The sequence below is a fragment of the Pseudomonas sp. FSL R10-0056 genome, assembly GCF_009600105.1.
Classification (GTDB): domain Bacteria; phylum Pseudomonadota; class Gammaproteobacteria; order Pseudomonadales; family Pseudomonadaceae; genus Aquipseudomonas; species Aquipseudomonas bubulae.
In genome coordinates this window covers 17,166-35,793 of the sequence record NZ_WIWL01000192.1, presented here as the reverse complement: position 1 = coordinate 35,793, position 18,628 = coordinate 17,166, and the positions used below count along the sequence as shown (strand labels likewise).

The 18,628-nt window shown below is 56.0% G+C and carries 16 protein-coding genes and 1 pseudogene; 10 read left to right on the top strand and 7 right to left on the bottom strand.

Translation table 11 applies throughout. The annotated features are described in order from the left end of the window. A partial coding sequence (locus GHO42_RS16415) for a translocation/assembly module TamB domain-containing protein (RefSeq protein WP_178114927.1) occupies nt 1–1,648 on the top strand: 1,648 nt, incomplete at its 5' end. Nucleotides 1,649–1,765: 117 nt separating this feature from the next. Here the strand turns inward: GHO42_RS16415 and GHO42_RS16410 are convergent. Then, on the bottom strand, nt 1,766–2,761 hold the full coding sequence (locus tag GHO42_RS16410) for an aldo/keto reductase (protein ID WP_153328256.1): 996 nt from the start codon (nt 2,759–2,761) through the stop codon (nt 1,766–1,768). Between the two features lie 111 nt (nt 2,762–2,872). Between GHO42_RS16410 and GHO42_RS16405 the strand changes: the two genes are divergently transcribed. Together GHO42_RS16405 and GHO42_RS16400 are read left to right on the top strand one after the other, a co-directional pair. Then, on the top strand, nt 2,873–3,778 hold the full coding sequence (locus GHO42_RS16405; protein ID WP_095026529.1) for a LysR family transcriptional regulator: 906 nt from the start codon (nt 2,873–2,875) through the stop codon (nt 3,776–3,778). 150 nt (nt 3,779–3,928) lie between these two features. Next, a complete protein-coding gene (locus GHO42_RS16400; RefSeq protein WP_095020889.1) occupies nt 3,929–4,117 on the top strand; it encodes a hypothetical protein in 189 nt (62 codons plus the stop codon). Here the strand turns inward: GHO42_RS16400 and GHO42_RS16395 are convergent. Both GHO42_RS16395 and GHO42_RS16390 read right to left on the bottom strand, forming a co-directional pair. Then, a complete protein-coding gene (locus tag GHO42_RS16395; RefSeq protein ID WP_095001663.1) occupies nt 4,114–4,500 on the bottom strand; it encodes a fe2+ zn2+ uptake regulation protein in 387 nt (128 codons plus the stop codon). The two genes, GHO42_RS16400 and GHO42_RS16395, sit on opposite strands and share 4 nt — an antisense overlap. Before the next feature lie 202 nt (nt 4,501–4,702). Then, nucleotides 4,703–5,704: a FecR family protein gene (locus tag GHO42_RS16390; RefSeq protein WP_153328254.1), complete on the bottom strand. Its 1,002-nt coding sequence runs from the start codon at nt 5,702–5,704 to the stop codon at nt 4,703–4,705. Between the two features lie 164 nt (nt 5,705–5,868). On the opposite strand from GHO42_RS16390, the gene GHO42_RS16385 reads away from it, so the two are divergent. Then, the gene (locus tag GHO42_RS16385; RefSeq protein ID WP_095001661.1) at nt 5,869–6,144 is read left to right on the top strand and encodes a PepSY domain-containing protein; all 276 of its coding nucleotides are present in this window, start codon (nt 5,869–5,871) and stop codon (nt 6,142–6,144) included. A gap of 86 nt (nt 6,145–6,230) precedes the next feature. Here GHO42_RS16385 and GHO42_RS16380 read toward each other — a convergent pair whose 3' ends face one another. From GHO42_RS16380 to GHO42_RS16370, 3 genes are all read right to left on the bottom strand, one after another. Continuing rightward, entirely contained in the window at nt 6,231–6,782 is a 552-nt protein-coding gene (locus GHO42_RS16380) for a GNAT family N-acetyltransferase (protein WP_153328258.1), read from the bottom strand. A gap of 112 nt (nt 6,783–6,894) precedes the next feature. Then, nucleotides 6,895–7,152: a DUF2790 domain-containing protein gene (locus tag GHO42_RS16375; protein WP_095019298.1), complete on the bottom strand. Its 258-nt coding sequence runs from the start codon at nt 7,150–7,152 to the stop codon at nt 6,895–6,897. A 285-nt stretch (nt 7,153–7,437) separates the two neighbouring features. After that, on the bottom strand, nt 7,438–7,692 hold the full coding sequence (locus GHO42_RS16370; protein ID WP_095001658.1) for a DUF2790 domain-containing protein: 255 nt from the start codon (nt 7,690–7,692) through the stop codon (nt 7,438–7,440). A gap of 304 nt (nt 7,693–7,996) precedes the next feature. Between GHO42_RS16370 and zapE the strand changes: the two genes are divergently transcribed. Next, nucleotides 7,997–9,115, top strand: a complete 1,119-nt coding sequence (gene zapE / locus GHO42_RS16365) for a cell division protein ZapE (RefSeq protein WP_095001657.1) — start codon at nt 7,997–7,999, stop codon at nt 9,113–9,115. A gap of 155 nt (nt 9,116–9,270) precedes the next feature. Here zapE and dkgB read toward each other — a convergent pair whose 3' ends face one another. After that, nucleotides 9,271–10,074, bottom strand: a complete 804-nt coding sequence (gene dkgB, locus GHO42_RS16360; protein ID WP_153328252.1) for a 2,5-didehydrogluconate reductase DkgB — start codon at nt 10,072–10,074, stop codon at nt 9,271–9,273. Nucleotides 10,075–10,394: 320 nt separating this feature from the next. Here dkgB and GHO42_RS16355 point away from each other — a divergent pair, with 320 nt between their 5' ends. The 5 genes and pseudogenes from GHO42_RS16355 (at nt 10,395) to GHO42_RS16335 (ending at nt 18,607) form a co-directional block, all read left to right on the top strand. Then, a complete protein-coding gene (locus GHO42_RS16355; RefSeq protein ID WP_095019296.1) occupies nt 10,395–10,874 on the top strand; it encodes a sigma-70 family RNA polymerase sigma factor in 480 nt (159 codons plus the stop codon). A 347-nt stretch (nt 10,875–11,221) separates the two neighbouring features. After that, complete coding sequence (mgtA, locus tag GHO42_RS16350; RefSeq protein WP_095001653.1) at nt 11,222–13,984, top strand: magnesium-translocating P-type ATPase; 2,763 nt, start codon at nt 11,222–11,224, stop codon at nt 13,982–13,984. Nucleotides 13,985–14,375: 391 nt separating this feature from the next. Then, entirely contained in the window at nt 14,376–14,999 is a 624-nt protein-coding gene (locus GHO42_RS16345) for a response regulator transcription factor (protein WP_095001652.1), read from the top strand. Continuing rightward, nucleotides 15,000–18,267: pseudogene (locus GHO42_RS26460) on the top strand (transporter substrate-binding domain-containing protein). Further along, a complete protein-coding gene (locus GHO42_RS16335) occupies nt 18,239–18,607 on the top strand; it encodes a hypothetical protein (RefSeq protein ID WP_232527641.1) in 369 nt (122 codons plus the stop codon). Before GHO42_RS26460 ends, GHO42_RS16335 begins: the two are co-directional and overlap by 29 nt. Nucleotides 18,608–18,628: the final 21 nt, after the last annotated feature.

Genomic DNA, 18,628 nt, shown 5'->3' with positions numbered 1-18,628 from the left:
GCTCAATCTGGGCGCGCAGTGCTGGCTCTCCGGCCCGGCGAGCTTGTGCAGCGAAGAGCAGCGCCTGGTGCCGGACCCGAAACTGCGTCTGCACCTCAAGCAGTTCCCCCTCGACAGCCTGGCTGAGTGGTTGCCCAAGGACTTCCAGTGGCAGGGCCAGCTCAATGCCGACTTGATGCTGGACTTGCCTGCCAGCGGGCCTAAAGGCCAGGTGGTGGTGGATGCCAGTGGTGGCACGTTGCGCTTCAAAGACAAGGGCCAGTGGCTGGACTTCCCATACCAGGCGTTCAAGCTGACCAGCAACCTGACCCCTAACCGGGTTGAATCGCGGCTTGATTTCGATGGTGGCAAGCTGGGGCAGTTGATGCTGGCAGCGCGGATCAATCCGCTGCCCAAAAGCAAACCTGTTACCGGTGAATTCCGTCTCACCGGGCTGGATGTGTCGATGATTCGTCCGTTTGCGCCGATGGTGGAAAAACTCACCGGCCAGCTCAACGGCTCTGGCACGATATCGGGTGCTTTGCTGTCGCCCCATGTCAACGGCAATGTGGCCCTGACCGGCGGTGAAATCTCGGGGCCGGAGCTGCCGACCAACTTCGAGAATGTGCAGCTTTCGCTGGCCATCAACGGCGAAACGGCGCAGATCAATGGCGGCTGGACCAGCGGCGACAAGGGCCAGGGCAGCGTCAGCGGCAATGTGGCCTGGGGTCAGGCAGTGGCGGTCAATGTGCTGGTCAAGGGCAACAACCTGCCGGTGACGGTCGAGCCTTATGCCAAGATGGAAGTCGCCCCGGACCTGAAAATCTCCCTCAACCCCGACAACACCCTGTTGATCGCCGGTACGGTGAACGTGCCCAAGGGTGAAATCGTGGTACGGGAATTGCCACCCTCGACGGTCAAGGTGTCAGATGACACGGTGATTGTGGGCCAGCAGACGACGGGTGAAGCCGCGCCGATGCAGGTCGACATGGATATCACCGTGGTGGTGGGGCAGGAGTTGCTGACATTCTCCGGCTTTGGCCTGAACGCCGATCTGGCGGGGCAGGTGCATATTGGCAACGACATGGACACCCGTGGCGAGCTGCGCCTCAATAACGGTCGCTACCGTGCCTATGGCCAGAAGCTGACCATACGCCGTGCGCGTTTGCTGTTCGCCGGGCCGATTGACCAGCCTTATCTGGATATCGAAGCGGTCCGCCAGACCGACGACGTGATTGCCGGGATTCGCCTGACAGGCAGTGCGGAACAGCCCACTACGCAAATCTTCTCGGAACCGGCCATGAGTCAGGAACAGGCGTTGTCCTACCTGATTCTTGGGCGTCCGCTAACGGGTACCGGGGAAGATGAAAACCTGCTGGCGCAGGCGGCGCTGGGCCTGGGCCTGATGGGCAGTTCGGGGATTACCACCAGCCTGGCCAACCACCTGGGGATCAAGGATTTTGAGCTTGATACCGAAGGTACCGGCAACAGCACGGCAGTGGTGGCCAGTGGCAAGATCAACGAGCGGCTGAGCGTACGCTATGGTGTGGGTGTGTTTGAACCTGCCAGTACCATTGCCCTGCGTTACAAACTGAGCAAGCGTGTGTATGTCGAAGTAGCCAGCGGTTTTGCCAGCTCGCTGGATATCTTCTACAAACGGGATTTCTGACGTGCTGTGATATGACCTGATAGTGTGGGTGCGAGCCTGCTCGCGAAACAGGCGACGCGGTTTGCCTGTATCGCGAGCAGGCTCGCTCCCACAGGATAGGGTAAAGGTAGTGCAGTCTCAGAGCGTGAGCTGCTTCATCGTTGCTTCGGCATAGCGCAACCCGGCCACGGCGCTGGCCGGGAATATGCTTTCCAGTGCCGCCAGCTCGCTGGCGCTCAGCTTGACCTCCAGCGCTCCCACATTCTCCTGCAGATACTTGCGTTGCTTGGTGCCCGGAATCGGGATCAGGTAATCGCCCTGTGCCAGTACCCAGGCCAACGCCAGTTGCCCGGCCGTCACGCCTTTTTCGGCAGCCAGGGTTTGCACTTGTTCGACCAACAGCAGGTTTTTGCCGAAGTTCTCACCTTGGAAACGGGGATTGAAACGGCGGAAATCGTCTGCGGCAAAATCGTCCACGGTTCTTAGCGCACCGGTCAAAAATCCCCGACCCAGCGGGCTGTAGGGCACAAAGGCAATGCCCAGGCGCTGACAGGCTTCAAGGCAACCGTTGCCTTCCTGGTCGCGGCTCCACAGCGAGTACTCACTTTGCAATGCGCTGATCGGATGCACTTTATGCGCTCGTTCAAGGGTCGCCACCGATGCCTCGCTCAGGCCCAGATAACGCACCTTGCCTGCCTTGACCAGACCTGACAGCGCGCCGACGGTTTCTTCAACCGGTACGTTCGGGTCCATGCGGTGCTGGTAGTACAGATCGAGCGTCTCAACCCCAAGGCGCTTGAGGCTGCCTTCGACGGCCTGGCGGATGTACTCGGGGCGACCATTTATGTCGCGAAAGGCCGGATTGGCCGGGTCGCGGACGATGCCGAATTTACTGGCCAGAAACACTTGCTCGCGTTTCCCGCGAATGGCCTGGCCAATCAGTTCTTCGTTGGTGTGTGGCCCATAAATGTCGGCGGTATCGAGCAGGTTGATGCCCAGTTCCAGAGCGTGGTGCAGGGTGGCCACGGCTTCGCGGGTGTCGCTGCCGGTGGTGTAGAAGTCGGTCATGCCCATGCAGCCCAGGCCAATAGCGCTGACCTGAGGTCCGTTTTTACCCAGTTGGCGAGTGTGCATGCGAGGTGCTCCTGAATGAGTGGGGTAGGGCTATTCTTCACCTCGACAGTGGCAAGATAAACAGGGTAAATACACCATCACTGTTCGTAATTTCTAAACAATGGAGGGGTTATGGACCGTTTCAACGCGATGCGGGTCTTCACTCGCATCGTTGAACTGGGCGGCTTTACCAAGGCTGCCGACAGTCTGCAATTACCTCGTGCATCGGTGACGGTGCTGATCAAGCAACTGGAAGCGCATTTGGGCGTGCAGCTGCTGCATCGCACCACTCGCCAGGTCAGTCCGACCCTGGATGGCGCGGCGTACTACCAGCGCTGCGTCAACCTGCTGGATGATCTTGAAGATGCCGAAGGGCTGTTTCGCGGCAGCCAGCCCAAAGGCACGCTGCGGGTCGAGATGCCCGCTGCGGTGGGGCGTCTGGTGGTGTTGCCGGCCTTGCCGGAGTTCACGGACCGTTACCCGCAGATCGAACTGGAAATCGGCCTCAACGACCGCCCGGTGGACCTGATTCGGGAAGGTGTGGATTGTGTGATCCGCGGTGGACTGACCATGGACGACTCCCTGGTGGCGCGGCCCCTGGTGCAGATGGATCAGGTGACATGCGCCAGCCCTGCCTATTTGCAAGCTCGCGGTGTACCGCAATCGCTCGAAGACCTGAGCGGGCATCAGGTGGTGGAATATTTCTCCAGCGCCTCGGGCAAGCGTTACGGGCTGGAATTCCAGGTCGATGATGAAGTGCGCCTCGTCGACTTGCCCAAGCGGCTTGCGGTCAACAGTGCCGAGGGGTATCTGGCGGCGTGTGTGGCGGGGTACGGGCTGGTGCAAACCCCCCATTACCATGTTGCGCAGCTGGTGCGCGAAGGGCGCCTGCAAGAAGTGCTCAGAGACTGTTTGCCACCGCGGCTGGCGTTAACAGCCTTATATCCACACCATCGGCAATTGTCGCCGCGGGTACGTGTCTTTGTGGACTGGCTGGTGGACCTGTGTGCCCGGCCGGGGAGTGCCTTCAAACGTTAGCCCGGGCCTGCAGGGCAGGCCCGGGATGTTCGTTGGTGGCAGCCAAAAAGCTGGCTTGGCTGTAAGATGGGGCCCGATTTTTTCAATTTCTCCATGAAAACCGACCCGGTTGGCGGCTTTCGTATACGGACTTACTGTCAGGAACAGGTCATGACCCCTTCGCAGCGCTTGAAATACTCGATTTTGATATCACTGGTGGTTCTGGGCATCATGTTCGGCCTTTCTTACTTGCAAAACGCCGGCATGATCACCGAGAAGATGTTCCAGTACATCGCCATCGGTGTGGCCGTGGTCGTGGTTGTCATCAACGGCGTCATGCGCCGCAAGACCAAGATCTAAGCTTCGATCTTGCCGGTCAAAACGGCTTCAGCCTGTGGATGCAGGCTGTAGCTCTTGTCGCTGTTGAGTACCACCACCCCTTCGCTGCACAGGCGCTTGAGTACCTCGCGCACACTCAAGAATGACAGCGGGATATCCAGCGCCTGCAAGTGGCTGTGCATGCCGCGCACCCCCAGCCTGCGATCATTGCCTGCAGCCGTTAACAGCGCGTCAATGACCTTGAGCCGCACCAGGCTGGTACGCAGCCCGAAACACTTGAGCAGGTGGCGGATCCGTTCGTTGCCTTGCAAGGGCGCGAGCGCTTCCAGCAGCCCGGTATCGGGCTGAAAAGCGACTTCGCGATGCGGGTTTCTACCATCCGTTGGTATTTGCTGGTTATGCATGCAAAAAACTCCTTTTCAGAGCCTGATCAGGAAAAGAAAAAAATGCTCTTACTTAACTAGACGAATGAGCGACAGAAATCATGAACATTCAAATGTAGAAATTTTGTCGTGAATTCGTCTCAATCGCGTTTGCGACCAGTGTAGGCGGGGGTTTGGAGCGATTATTAAATTTTTTTAATCGTGAAGGGCATGCTCTGGCCCTCTACAGGGCCTGGCGGGCAGTCAGCACCGGCCGACCCTCGGTGTTGCGGCTCAGGTATACCGGCAACACTTTGGGCAGGGAGGTCACCAGATGATCGATTTCCCGGGTATTGAATACACCCCCAATGCGCAGTTTGCCGGTGGCGCTGTCGGCCAGGGCGAGGGGAGTGTCGAGGTAGCGGTTGATCAGGGGCAAGGCGTCAGCCAGTGACAGGTTGTCCAGCACCAGCTTGCCGTTGCGCCAGGCCAGCTCGGAGGTGACGGCCGCGACCGGGCCAATTTGCGCGGCATGGTCGCCTGCCTTGTAACGCGCCTGCATGCCCGGCTCCAACCGCAGGCCATCGCCACTCAGGCGCTTGTTGCTGGTGACCAGCACCGAACCTTCGAGCAGGGTGATCCGCACCTGGTCTTCGTACATCCACACATTGAACTGGGTGCCTGTGACACGCACCTGGCCTTCTGCCGCCTGCACCAGAAACGGGTGGGATGCGTCGTGACTGACCTTGAAAAAGGCCTCGCCCTTGCTCAGGGTCACCTGGCGCTGATCCTTGTAGTTACTGAAAGTCAGTTGGCTGCCCAGGTTGAGTTCGACCTGGCTGCCATCGGGCAGTGTCACCGTCCTGGCACTGGCATCGGCGCTGTAGCGCTCATGGGCATTGGGCACCCAGCCCAGTTGCCAGCCGCTGTAGGCCGCCACGGGAAGGGCGAGCAGGGTAATGGCGGCGGCCACGGCAAAGCGCTGCCAGGTGCTGCGGCGCGGTGCGGGAGGCAATGCAACCACCCGGGCTGGAGCGGGGGCCGGACGTGTCAGGTGCGCACTGATGTCCCAGACATCCAGCATCGCTTCATATTCCAGCGCGTGGAGGGGGTTGGCATTTAGCCACACAGCGAAAGCTTCACGTTCCTGGCAGGTGCAGTCGGGCTCGTGCAAACGCAGGCACCACTGAGCCGCAGCTTCGGTGATGGCCTCGTTTTCAGCGTCTGTGTGGCGTGTTTCACTCATTGATATTTCCCGGTTTTGCGCATTCTAACCCCGTGCCAGAGCTAACGAGAACATGAGCCATGTCAAAAGCATGTCATTTAGCCCTATGGCCGGGTTTTTCTCTGCTACGGTTGTTCCAGTCACATTGAGTACCAGACGCAACATCAATTAATGGAGTTAAGACAATGTTGAAGAAAACCTTTGCTGCTGTGATCACTACTGCTGCTTTGTTGGGTGCCGGTGCAGCGATGGCTCAGCCTGTTGATCCGAACTGGGCATTCTCCAAGGAGTTGGTCGAAGTTCTCAAGAACAAGAACGGCTACACCGTGATCAAGAAAATTGAAGCCCAGGACCCGGCTGCCGGTATCTGGAAGGCCGAAGGCATCAAGAAGGTCGATGGCCTGGAATACGAAATTATTTTCGATTCGACCGGTAAGGTAATTTCCGAGAAGAAAGACTGATTCCCGGTACCTGAAACGAATCGTGCACTGAGCGTTTCTACCCGGCCCTGATCGTTTGTTTTGACAGGGTCGGGTGTTTTTACGCCTCAGGTTTTCTGCCGGGCCAACCATTGTTCGCGAGTTATTCCCCACAGCTCGCATGGCAGCCTGCCGCTGACAAAGTCTTTCTCTTCCCTGCCTATCAAGCGCATTCCGCCTCGCTCGGAAATAAGTCGTGAAGCCGTATTGGGCGCCGCTTTGGGCACGTGCATGCACGCGCGGTGCAAGGTCTGGAACCAGTAGGCATCGACCACCTCGCAGGCTTCGCTCATCAACCCCTGACCCTGCCATTGCGGCGTCAGCCAGAACCCCCGGTTGTTGTCCACGGCATCCATCAGGCTGATGCAGCCAATCAGCTCATCTGGCTCTGCTAACAGGCGAATCGTCCAGTGCCACTCTTCGCTGCGGGCCATGGCTGGCAGCGCCACGTCACGCACATAGCTCAGTGCGCCATCGTCCGGGTAGGGCCATGGCACGACTGCATTCAGGTAGCGCACGACTTGCCAGTGGGCAAAGCGCCTCTGGATGGCGGGCGCGTCGCTTAGTTGCAGGGGTTGCAGTACCAGTCGCGAGGTCTGGAGGGTAGGTAGGGGCTGCATCATGGGTGGCTCCTTGCCATTGGTTTGCGTCGAGAGTACCGCGCAATGCCATCCATAAAAAAGCCCCCGTTAAACGGGGGCTGTATGGGGATAGTTGCGCCTGGCGATAATATCAGCCGTTACTGCAACCATTGCCCATCACGCGATACTCAAGAATATGACGCTGACCCTGGTGGTCTTCGTAGGTCATTTGTGCGGGTACTACTTCACAGACATCGGCAGCCGGTGACACGCTGATAACTTTGGCAATATCCAGGTCGGTGGCATAAGTGTAATGCTCGACCACCGGTTGTAGTTGCGTAACTTGAAGTTCGTCAGCAGCCGCCAGGGTAGAAAAGCCAATAAGTGCAAGAGCGATCAAACGTTTCATTTATAAGACCTTAAAACAATCACGAATCACTGACTTCAGTTGCCATGGTGGCGGTCGAAGTTGTTACGCCGTGGAGTAAGTGGCGTAACACGAAGTACCGTGCCCTGTTTCAGTGTTGCGTTGAGGGATGTACATAGAATACGCGCGCTGCGTATTGATTAAAGTCAAAAGATCGTCATGGAGTCTTTCCGGATCAGTAACAATCGACGCTTTTTCCGCAGCACCACGAAAAAGCCCCCTCAAAGAGGGGGCTGGGGTCGCATCCGTGCGTGCAACCATTGAACTTTAGTGGGTGCTGCAGCCGTCGCCCATCACCTGGTATTCAAGGGTGTGGCGCTGGCCTTGGGAGTCTTCATAGACCATGGTGGCCGGTACCACTTCACACACCTTGGGTATGTTGGACAGGCTGACCACCCGCGCAATATCCAGTTGGGTACCGTAGTGGTAGTGTTCTACAGTCGCAGGCTGAACAGTGGAAGTTTCACCTGCAACAGCCAATGTGGCAAAACCGGCGAGAAACAGTGCAATAAGATTTTTCATGTGATTGGCCTCTAAAGTAATCAAGATTTAAAGCTGACTGACTTCATTTGCCGATAAGGCGGGAAGAAGTTACGACACCCGGCAAGGTCGCCGGGTGCGTACGAAGTACCGGAGTTTCAAGTGCAACTGATAGTTGAGTCATGTGAGTGAGGTTACGCTGATTTGCAAAAGTAAAAATAGCTGATGGCAAAATGCTCTGTTACCACATGGGTAACAATGTGAGGGCCCTGCGTTATTTTTCAAGTGCCTGGGTCGTCTCCTGGCTGGCATACTGGCCTCTCTGGTTCAGGAGCCATTTATCGATATGAATGTCGTGTCCCCCCTTAATGCCTATCAACAAGCTGTCGAACACCAGGGCTTTGTCCACGACCCCGCCCAATGGGTTGCAGTCCAGGCCTTGCAGCGCTGCCATGAGGCCCTGCACTCGGGTGCGCAGCCGGTCAATGGCGTGTATTTGTGGGGGCCGGTGGGGCGGGGCAAAACCTGGTTGATGGATCAGTTCTATCAAAGCCTGCGGGTGCCCGCACGGCGTCAGCATTTTCATCACTTTATGCAATGGGTACATCAGCGCCTGTTTCAGCTGACCGGTACGGCGGACCCGCTCAAGACACTGGCTAAAGGCCTGGGCGCGGAAGTGAAGGTGCTGTGCTTTGACGAACTGTTCGTCAATGACATTGCCGATGCGATTATTCTTGGGCGTCTGTTTCAGGTGATGTTCGATGAAGGCGTGGTGCTGGTTTGTACCTCAAACCAGCCACCGAACGACCTTTATGGTCACGGTTTTAACCGTGATCGTTTTGCTCCCGGTATTACGGCGATTCTCAAGCATATGGAGGTGGTGGCGGTAAACGGTATTGAAGACCACCGCCTGCATCCCGGCATTGCACATCAGCGTTACTGGGTGACCGGGCCGGGCCGGCCGAGTGCCATAGAGCCGGTGTTCAGATCCTTGACCGAGGGCCAGGCGGTGTCTGACCAACCCATTGATGTGGGCCATCGCTCGCTGAACGTGGTGCAGGCCAGTGATGGGGTGCTGTGGTGCAATTTTCATGAGCTGTGCGAGCAGCCGCTGGCGGCCACTGAGTTCATGCAGATTTGTGATCGTTACAAGGTCATGTTGCTCAGCGAAGTGCCCTGCCTGAGTGCCGAGCAGCGCGAAGGCAAAATAGCCCGTGGTACGGAAGACGGGGCGGTGAAGGTCGAGGCGGGGGATCGTGAGCTGCCGCAACTGTCAAAATACGATGACAGTGTGCGGCGTTTTATTGCCCTGATCGACGAGTGCTATGACCGCAAGGTTCCGGTGTGTATTGAAGCGCAGGTGCCGATGGATCAGTTGTATACCCAGGGGTACCTGGAGTTTGCCTTTCGCCGCACCTTGAGCCGGCTGCAGGAAATGCAGTTACAGCGGTTTGGCCTCCAATAACCCGTGATTGCGTGGGCCGTGTAGTCGCAGACTCGCGGAGCGAGGCTGCGAGGGGGGGCTTGAAAGCAATGGGAGGGTGCCCCTTCTGAACGTGTCCAGCCGCTCGCAGCCTTCGTTCCTCGTCAGCGACTACAAGGGGCTTGAAGGATTCAAGGTCAATCCCACGCTGGCGCAACGCTCTGCGGGTTGGTCAGGCGATGACCGCGGTCCAGGGCTGCAATCCGGGCCATGTCGTCATCGCTCAGTTTCAGTGAGCAGGCCTTGAGGTTGCTCTCAAGGTTGCTGCGCTTGGTCGAAGACGGAATCACCGAATAGCCCAATTGCATGGCCCAGGCCAGGGTCACTTGTGCCGCAGTGGCGTTATGGCGGTCGGCAATGGCCATGATCACTGGATCTTTAAGCACTTCGCCGTAAGCCAGGGTCATGTACGAGGTTATATGGATGCCCTGGCTTTGTGCGAATTCCACCACTTTGCGGTTTTGCAGGTAGGGGTGCAATTCGATCTGGTTGGTCGCGATATTTTCCGCGCCCACCGCGGCAATGGCTTCTTTCATCAGCGCGATGGTGAAGTTCGAGACGCCAATCTGCCGGGTCAGGCCCTTTTCTTTGGCTTCAAGCAATGCGCCCATAAACTCGGCTACCGGCACTGCATTGTCAGGGCTCGGCCAGTGAATCAGGGTCAGGTCCAGATGGTCGGTGCGCAGTTTTTTCAGGCTCTCTTCAAGGCTGGGGATCAGTTGCTCCCTGGCGAAATTACTGACCCAAATTTTGCTGGTGATAAACAGTTCGTCACGCGCCACGCCGCTTTCGGCAATGGCCTGGCCGACTTCAGCTTCATTTTCGTAAATCTGTGCGGTGTCGATGGCGCGGTAGCCCAGGTCCAGGGCATTGCTGACCGAGTCTATGACTACCTGGCCTTTAAGGCGAAATGTACCGAGGCCAAATGCTGGAACTGTCATGGATATCTCCTTGGTGGACGTAAGAATGAGGTTGAGTATCCTCGCCCTTCACCGGCGGAAAAACCGCTGGCCAAGCAAAGCACTCTTGACCACAGATCATGAATCTTCAGCTGACCCCCCCCCGACTGCCACCCCATTAGCGGTTTGCCGATTGGGATGCTGCTGAATGTTTCGCAGTTGTTTGAGGAGGTGGGGTTTAAATCTATATGAGAATTACTATAAATTACATCTACAAAAGTGCCATCATCACGCCGTTATCCCATTAGATCTGTTTCTGCGCTCATGGAGTGTTGCCGCTGCTGTTGCGGCCAGGAGTCCTGTTGGAAAACTACTATCGCGAACTGGTGGGCTTTTTGAGTGCCAGGCTGGGTAATGCCCAGGCGGCCGAAGACGTGGTGCATGACGCTTATGTGCGAGTGCTGGAGCGTTCAGGCGACGAGCCGATCGCGCAGCCACGTGCTTTTTTGTATCGCACTGCGCTTAACCTGGTGATCGACGGCCATCGCCGCAGCAGCCTGCGCCAGGCCGAACCGCTGGAAGTGCTGGATAGCGAAGAGCGTTTTTACAGCCCCTCGCCTCAACTATTAATGGACCACGACCAGCGCCTGGCCATGATCCAGAAAGCCCTGGCTGAGCTGCCTGCGGCGTGTCGCGAGTGTTTTCTGCTGCGCAAGATCGAAGGACTGTCGCACCCTGAAATCGCCGAACGCCTCGGGGTATCGCGCAGTGTGGTCGAGAAGCATATCGTTAACGCCATGAAGCATTGCCGAATCCGTATCAGGCAGTGGGACAACGCCTGAGTGGCGCTAAAAAATCAGATTGCATGACATTTCAGAGATGAAACTGAACTGCGCCTGAAGAACTTTCTTATATGCACACCACAAACCCCACCAGGGTTTAATCTCGAAAACGTCGCGCATAAGCAGTTGGCGTCTTGGTTGGGCTGTTCTGGCCTGATTGCCCAAGTCCACTTATCGACACAGAAACGTATGTGATTACGCCCCTCCAGTGGCAGGTCGCAGCACGTTGCATGCGCGTGCCTTTTGGCTCGCTCACGAGTTTGACCCCATGAACGAAGGCCTCAGATCAATGCCGGCTGCGCAGGTACTCTGCATGGCGTGAGCGCAGGCGGCGCAGGAGCAGCACCATGAAACTCTCCCTGAAAGAATTTTTCGCCGGCTTTTTGCGGACTCGCCATATTGGCCGGCATTTCCGGCGTCTGGTCCTGCTCGACAGCCTGACCAACACCACGGTCAACCGCGAAGTACCACCCACGCTGGCACAGATGCTGGTGGTCGCGGCCAACAGTGACAGCGCGGTACTGATCGACAACCTGGGCACCCACACCGACGGTTTGAGCGACGCCGAGGTCGATGTGCTGCGCGATCGCCACGGCCTCAATGAGATCGAACACGAGCAGCCGCTAAGCCCCTGGATACACGCGTGGCATTGCTACAAAAACCCGTTCAACTTGCTGCTGACCTTGCTCGCCGCAGTTTCCCTGGCCACTGATGACATTCAGGCGGCGGTGGTGATCGGCACCATGGTGGTGCTGTCGACCGTGCTGCGTTTTTGGCAAGAGGCCAAGTCCAACAAAGCCGCCGATGCGCTCAAAGACATGGTGAGCAACACCGCGACGGTGATGCGTCGCGATTTCAGTGCAGACGCTTCGCCCGTGTTCGGCAAGTTTTCCGGCGCCTCACGCCAGATCAGGGGGGCGCAGCGTATCGAGCTGCCGATCAAGCAGTTGGTGCCGGGCGATCTGATCGTATTGTCTGCTGGCGACATGATCCCGGCAGATTGCCGGGTGCTCAGCGCCAAGGATTTGTTCGTCAGCCAGGCCGCGATGACGGGCGAATCCATGCCCGTGGAAAAGTTTGCGCGTCAGCTCGACAGCCAGACCAGCAACCCGCTGGAACTGGACACTATTTTGTTCATGGGCACCAACGTGGTGTCCGGGGCCGCCACTGCGGTCGTGCTGACGACCGGTAATAACACCTATTTCGGTGCTCTGGCGCAGCGCGTCGGGACCACTGAGCGCGGTGCGACCTCATTCCAGGCCGGGGTCAACAAAGTCAGCTGGTTGCTGATCCGGTTCATGTTTGTGATGGCGCCGCTGGTGCTGTTTATCAACGGCTTCACCAAGGGCGACTGGACTGAAGCCTTGCTGTTCGCACTTTCCGTTGCGGTGGGGCTGACTCCGGAAATGCTGCCAATGATTGTGACCTCGACGTTGGCCAAGGGAGCCGTCTTCCTGTCGCGTAAAAAAGTCATCGTCAAACGCCTGGATGCCATCCAGAACTTTGGTGCGATGGATGTACTGTGCACCGATAAAACGGGGACCCTGACACAGGACAAGATTTTTCTGGCCCGGCATGTGGATGTCTGGGGGCAGGAGTCTGACGACGTACTGGAAATGGCCTACCTCAACAGCTATTACCAGACCGGGTTGAAAAATCTGCTGGACGTGGCAGTACTGGAGCACGTCGAGGTCCACCGCGAATTGAACGTGGGGACGGCCTTCAGCAAGGTCGATGAAATTCCGTTCGACTTTACCCGTCGGCGCATGTCGGTGGTAGTGGTCGAGCAGGACCGGCCGCACTTGCTGATCTGTAAGGGAGCTGTCGAGGAAGTACTCTCCGTATGTAAGACAGTTCGTCATGGGGAGAAGGAAGAAACTCTTGGCGATGAACTCTTGGTGCGCATTCGCCAAGTGACTGCGGCATTCAACGAAGAGGGCTTGCGCGTTGTGGCCGTGGCTGCGCGGTCCATGGCTGATGGGCGTGACGCTTACAGCCTGAGTGATGAGCAGGAGTTGACGTTGATTGGCTATGTGGCGTTCCTCGACCCGCCCAAGGAGAGCACCGCACCGGCGCTTAAAGCCCTGGCCGAGCACGGGGTAGCGGTAAAGGTTCTGACAGGTGACAACGAGCTGGTTACGGCCAAGATCTGTCGTGAGGTGGGCCTGGAGCAGCAAGGCTTGCTGATGGGCAATGATATTGAACGGATGACGGATGCCCAACTGGCCGTGGCTGTGGAGACCACCAACGTATTTGCCAAACTGACACCCACGCACAAGGAACGCATCGTGCGTTTACTCAAGGCTAATGGCCATGTTGTGGGTTTTATGGGTGATGGCATCAACGACGCTCCGGCACTGCGCACGGCGGATATCGGCATATCGGTGGACAGTGCCGTGGATATTGCCAAGGAAGCAGCTGACATCATCCTGCTGGAGAAAAGCCTGATGGTGCTGGAGGAGGGCGTGCTGGAAGGGCGTAGAACCTTCGCCAATATGCTCAAGTACATCAAAATGACAGCCAGTTCGAACTTCGGCAATGTGTTCTCGGTGCTGGTGGCCAGTGCATTCATTCCTTTTTTGCCGATGTTGCCAATGCATTTGCTGGTTCAGAACTTGCTGTATGACGTGTCACAAATTGCCATCCCGTTCGATAACGTCGATGAGGAAATGCTGAAAAAGCCACAGCGCTGGCAGCCTGCGGATGTAGGCCGTTTCATGCTGTTTTTTGGGCCGATCAGTTCGATTTTCGACATCCTGACGTTTGGCTTGATGTGGTACGTGTTCAAGGCCAACACACCTGAACACCAGACCCTTTTCCAGTCGGGCTGGTTCGTGGTCGGGTTGCTGACTCAAACCCTGATCGTGCACATGATTCGCACGCCTAAAATCCCGTTTCTGCAGAGCCGCGCAGCGATGCCGCTGATGGTGATGACAGGGGTGATCATGGCAGTGGGCATCTTCCTGCCGATGGGGCCACTGGCGGGCTACTTCAAATTGCAGGCGCTGCCGCCGCTGTACTTTGTGTTCTTGCCCGTGATTTTACTGGCTTACATGGCGCTGACCCAGGCCGTGAAAAGCTTTTATATTCGCAGGTTTGGCTGGCAATAAGGCCTGGCCGGGGCAGTTGGCCGAAAAACTGCAGTCTTTTGTCTTTGCGTGGGCCCTGGTCTTAAAGGGCCGGTGTGATGGATCAACAGACTGCAGTGATTTACCCACAACCATTTGGAAGATTAAGAAAATTCGCACATGACGTGTAGCTATTTCCCTTCTCGTAAATCGTATTCGATTAGTGATTATGCGCGGCGCGATTGCGAACGGGCTATGTGTGTTATGCGCGAATATTGTCGCAATGGTGGACGCTGATTGCAGGATTTATCCTATAATTTCAGTATCACTCATTCGGTTGTTTTTTTGAGAATAACCAATTGAACCTATTCAAAACGATACATTCACGCCTGACATACGCTGATGCCCGGCTTACTACTAGAGGGTTAAATGTATGAGAGTGTTGATTGCTGATGATCATCCACTTATTCGATCGGCGATGAAGTTGTTGCTGGAGAGTGATGGTCATGAAGTCGTGGCTGAAGCAGACAATGGCGCCGATGCTGTTCAATTGGCTCGCAAGCATAATGTTGACTTGATCATCCTTGATATCACCATGCCAGGCCTGGATGGTCTGGAGGTGATCAACAGAATCAGGGCTTCGGAGGTTAAAAGTCGCATTTTGGTGGTCACGTCCCAATCCCCCCTGTTTTATTCGCAGCGGAGCATGAAAGCAGGGGCGGCAGGTTTTATTACCAAAGGCCAGGATCTCACTGAGTTGATGAGAGCGGTAAAAGTAATCATGGACGGCTATACCTTTTTTCCATTTTTGGCGGCCAGCTCAGTGCGAAACAGTGATACAAGTATGAGCGACATAGAATTGATACAGAATTTGTCGGCGCGAGAATTGTACATACTGCAACAGCTTGCCCGGGGCCTGAGTAATAAGAAGATTGCTGAAGATATGATTCTTAGCAGCAAAACCATCAGTACTTACAAGGCGCGCCTGATCGAAAAGTTGAATATAAAATCGGTCGTCTACTTGGCTGAATTTGCCAAGCGCAATGATTTGATTTAATTGAACATCCTTCAATGTCTGGGGCTTGCAGGGCTGCTCCTGGTTCTTGGACAGCCCGTTGCAGCCGCTGACCCAAAAGTACAGACCTTGCAATTGATGGGGCGCTCCAATGTCGAGGCGTACAGCGTGGCACTTGAACCATCAGACAGGCAGTGGCTCAAGCAACACGGACCTTTGCGTCTGGGTATCTCCGCACCTGACTACGGTCCTTTTGAAATGACGGTAAACGGTCAGGACTTTGAAGGGTTGACGGCCGACTACGCGCAACTGCTGTCGCAGTTGCTACGCACTGACATTGTGGTCAAGCGTTACCCTTCAAGGCCGCAGGCGATAGAAGCGCTCAAGGGTGGTGAGCTGGATTTGTTGAGCAGTTCCAATGGTTTCGAAGCGCAATATCCTGAGCTGGTGTTAAGCCGTGCGTACGCAGACGATTCGCCTTCTCTGGTGACCCGCAGCAGTAACCAGGAGCGTCCGCCAGTTGATCTGGCGGGGCTGCGTGTGGCCATGCTCGATCACTACCTGCCGCCGCAGAAGGTCCAGGACTTCTACCCCAAAGCTAGCTTGCAGTTGTATCCGTCAACCCTGACGGCCATTGGCGCCGTGGCGTTTGGCCAAGCGGATGTATATCTTGGGGATTTTATTAGTGCCAGTTACCTGATTCACAAGAACTACCTGAACAATGTGCAATTGGCCGATTTCTCGCGACTGGAAGACAACCCCTTCGCCTTTGCGGTGAATCGTAAAAATCCGGGGTTACTGCGTATCGTCAATACAGCGCTGGCGGCGATCCCAGCCAGTGACCGCATGACAATTCTGCGCCGCTGGAGCTTCGACGGGCCAAAAACGTATGCCCCATGGCAGTTTACCCCTGCAGCCAGCGAGCAGCGCTGGATAGCTGAGCATCCGCGGTTAAAAGTGGCAATTTATGATGCGTTCCAGCCACTGTCCTTTTTTGATGAGCAAGGCAGGTTCAAAGGCTTGATTGCCGATCTTTTATCCAGCATCAGTACACGCACAGGGCTTAATTTCGAGGCAGTGCGAGTGTATACGCTGGCGCAGGGGATTGAACTGGTCAAGTCGGGCAAGGCAGATGTGTTGGGGGCTATCACGAGCAGTACCGCCCGAGAAAATCAACTGAGCTTTACCCGGCCCTACCTCACAACCCCTTTTGTGCTTATTTCCCGTATCGGCTCAGAGGGACCTCAAACCCTGGATGAAATGGCTGGCGGGCGTGTCGTGATGGTTCGCGGCAATGTACTGCGCGACTTTATTGCGCAGAACTATCCGCAGGTTCAGATTCAGGAAGCAGACAACCCGCCTGCGGCCCTGGCCATGGTGGCAGAGGGAAGCGCTGATGCCGCGATCAGCGTGTTGGTCAATGCGCGTTATCTGGTTTCGCGACGCTTTGACAATCAGCTGAAAATCACCAGCACCGTAGGTACTCAACCCGAGCAGATCGGTTTTGCCACTGCCGGCAATGATCAGCAGTTAAGCGCCATTCTGGACAAGGCCTTGCTCAATATCACTCCAGGAGACTTGAGTGAGCTGACCGGTCGTTGGTTCACTGACACACCAGAGGTTGAGAGCTACTGGCTGCGCAACCGTCCTGCGATTGTAAGAGGGTTTGCCATTGCCGCGGCGTTGCTATTGGTTGCCATTGTATGGATTACCTATTTGCAGAGAGTCATAGGCAGGCGCCAGCAGCTGGTGAATGAGTTGAATGCTGCCAAGCAAAGTGCCGATGCGGCAAACCGCGCAAAGACCACCTTTCTCGCAACCATGAGTCATGAGATCCGCACCCCCATGAATGCGGTCATTGGCATGCTCGAATTGGCCATGAAAAAGGCCGACCAAGGCGTTATTGATCGTTTCGCAATCGAAGTGGCCTCAGTCTCGGCCCACGAGTTGCTCGATTTGATTGGCGATATTCTGGATATCGCGCGCATTGAGTCCGGTCATCTTTCATTGCACCCCAAACGCTCAAATATCAAGTCGCTGGTAGAAGCCGTGGCACGAATGTTTGATGGGCTGGCGCGGCAGAAGCAATTGAGCCTGGTCTGTGAATCGAGCCCGGCAGCGGATGTGGATGTGCTGATTGATCCGATACGCTTCAAGCAAATCGTTTCCAATTTGCTGAGTAATGCCATCAAGTGTCACGGACACGGGGGAGGTCCGGCTGATATTGACATTGGGGCTGGCTGCAGATGCGCAGCATACAGCGATCTGTTTGCGCGTGAAGGACACCGGTGTGGGTATTTCTGAGGAAGACCAGAGCCTGCTGTTCAACCCTTTTGTTCAGTCCAGTAACAACACGCAATCTGCGCGTCAGGGCTCAGGCCTGGGCCTGGTGATTTGCCGTGAGCTCTGCGAAATGATGGGAGGTCAGTTGCACCTCAGCAGTGTTGAGGGGCTGGGCACCCAAGTTGAGATCATGATGGTAGTGCCTCTGCTTGAACATGAAGAGCAAGCTGCAGACGCCCTCGAGCAAGCCCCGGCCATTACCCGGTCGCTGAACATTCTGGTCGTGGATGATTATCCGGCTAACCGGATGCTGCTGGCCCAGCAACTCAGCTTTCTGGGGCACCGTGTGTCAGACGCCGAGAATGGCGAGCTGGGCCTCAAGGCGTGGCGGCAGGGGGCTTTCGACCTGGTAATTACGGATTGCTCGATGCCGGTCATCAATGGCTATCAGTTGGCCCAGGCAATACGAGCCGAAGAGGCGCAGCTGGGAAAGGCCCCTTGCCAGATTTTTGGTTTTACTGCGAACGCACAGCCCGGCGAAGTTGAGCGTTGTCTCGATGCGGGAATGGATCAATGCCTGTTCAAGCCCATCAGCCTGAAAGACTTGAGCGCCTGCCTGGCAACTGGCCAGGCGCAGAACCTGATATATACCGATGCCGATGAATCTGATCGAGGCGATAGGATTGATCTGACGTATCTTAAACAGTTGAGTCAGGGTGATGAGCAGATGATTCATACACTTCTTGCAGAGCTTTCTACAAGAAATCGTCTCGATCTCACTGCCCTGATCGAACTCTTTTTGAAAGATGATTACGCAGGCCTGGCTGCCCTGGCCCATGGCATCAAAGGAGGGGGCAGACTTATTCAGGCCAGGAAGCTGATTGCGTGTTGCGAACAACTGGAAGCGGTTTGCCAGTCCGGAAAATCAGAAGAACTCACCGTCGCGGTCGATGCACTTCACAGCAGTATGGAGCAGTTGGCTGACGAACTTGAACATTATGCTCAAGCTAATCAATCACATGGATGACGAGGCTGCAATGCCAACAAAATCTTTACGAATACTGATTGCCGATGCAGACCCGAACGAGGCTCTGAAAATAGAAAGGGCTCTTAATATTCTGGGCTATTACCGGATCGCGCCTTTGTACCATGGCGAGGCGCTGGTAAGCCTGAAGGCAGCACCCACCAATGAATATGATGTGTTGTTGATCAGTCAGAAAATGGCAGGTGAGGTTATTGCGGATGAGGTCGAATATCGCAAGGACAACTCGCAGTTTCGGCATGTACTGATTTACACGGATGCCGACAGTTTTGTGAATCAGCTTGCCAGTGTGATGCCGATGCTGGATGTTTCTGCCAACCCCTGAAACAGGCACTTGTCTGCATTG

What these genes read in the sequence shown, in the direction of transcription:
- GHO42_RS16410 (WP_153328256.1), bottom strand. Translation starts at nt 2,761, where the DNA reads ATGCACACTCGCCAACTGGGTAAAAACGGACCTCAGGTCAGCGCTATT.
- GHO42_RS16405 (WP_095026529.1), top strand. Translation starts at nt 2,873, where the DNA reads ATGGACCGTTTCAACGCGATGCGGGTCTTCACTCGCATCGTTGAACTG.
- GHO42_RS16400 (WP_095020889.1), top strand. Translation starts at nt 3,929, where the DNA reads ATGACCCCTTCGCAGCGCTTGAAATACTCGATTTTGATATCACTGGTG.
- GHO42_RS16395 (WP_095001663.1), bottom strand. Translation starts at nt 4,500, where the DNA reads ATGCATAACCAGCAAATACCAACGGATGGTAGAAACCCGCATCGCGAA.
- GHO42_RS16390 (WP_153328254.1), bottom strand. Translation starts at nt 5,704, where the DNA reads ATGAGTGAAACACGCCACACAGACGCTGAAAACGAGGCCATCACCGAA.
- GHO42_RS16385 (WP_095001661.1), top strand. Translation starts at nt 5,869, where the DNA reads ATGTTGAAGAAAACCTTTGCTGCTGTGATCACTACTGCTGCTTTGTTG.
- GHO42_RS16380 (WP_153328258.1), bottom strand. Translation starts at nt 6,782, where the DNA reads ATGCAGCCCCTACCTACCCTCCAGACCTCGCGACTGGTACTGCAACCC.
- GHO42_RS16375 (WP_095019298.1), bottom strand. Translation starts at nt 7,152, where the DNA reads ATGAAACGTTTGATCGCTCTTGCACTTATTGGCTTTTCTACCCTGGCG.
- GHO42_RS16370 (WP_095001658.1), bottom strand. Translation starts at nt 7,692, where the DNA reads ATGAAAAATCTTATTGCACTGTTTCTCGCCGGTTTTGCCACATTGGCT.
- zapE (WP_095001657.1), top strand. Translation starts at nt 7,997, where the DNA reads ATGAATGTCGTGTCCCCCCTTAATGCCTATCAACAAGCTGTCGAACAC.
- dkgB (WP_153328252.1), bottom strand. Translation starts at nt 10,074, where the DNA reads ATGACAGTTCCAGCATTTGGCCTCGGTACATTTCGCCTTAAAGGCCAG.
- mgtA (WP_095001653.1), top strand. Translation starts at nt 11,222, where the DNA reads ATGAAACTCTCCCTGAAAGAATTTTTCGCCGGCTTTTTGCGGACTCGC.
- GHO42_RS16345 (WP_095001652.1), top strand. Translation starts at nt 14,376, where the DNA reads ATGAGAGTGTTGATTGCTGATGATCATCCACTTATTCGATCGGCGATG.
- GHO42_RS16335 (WP_232527641.1), top strand. Translation starts at nt 18,239, where the DNA reads ATGCTCAAGCTAATCAATCACATGGATGACGAGGCTGCAATGCCAACA.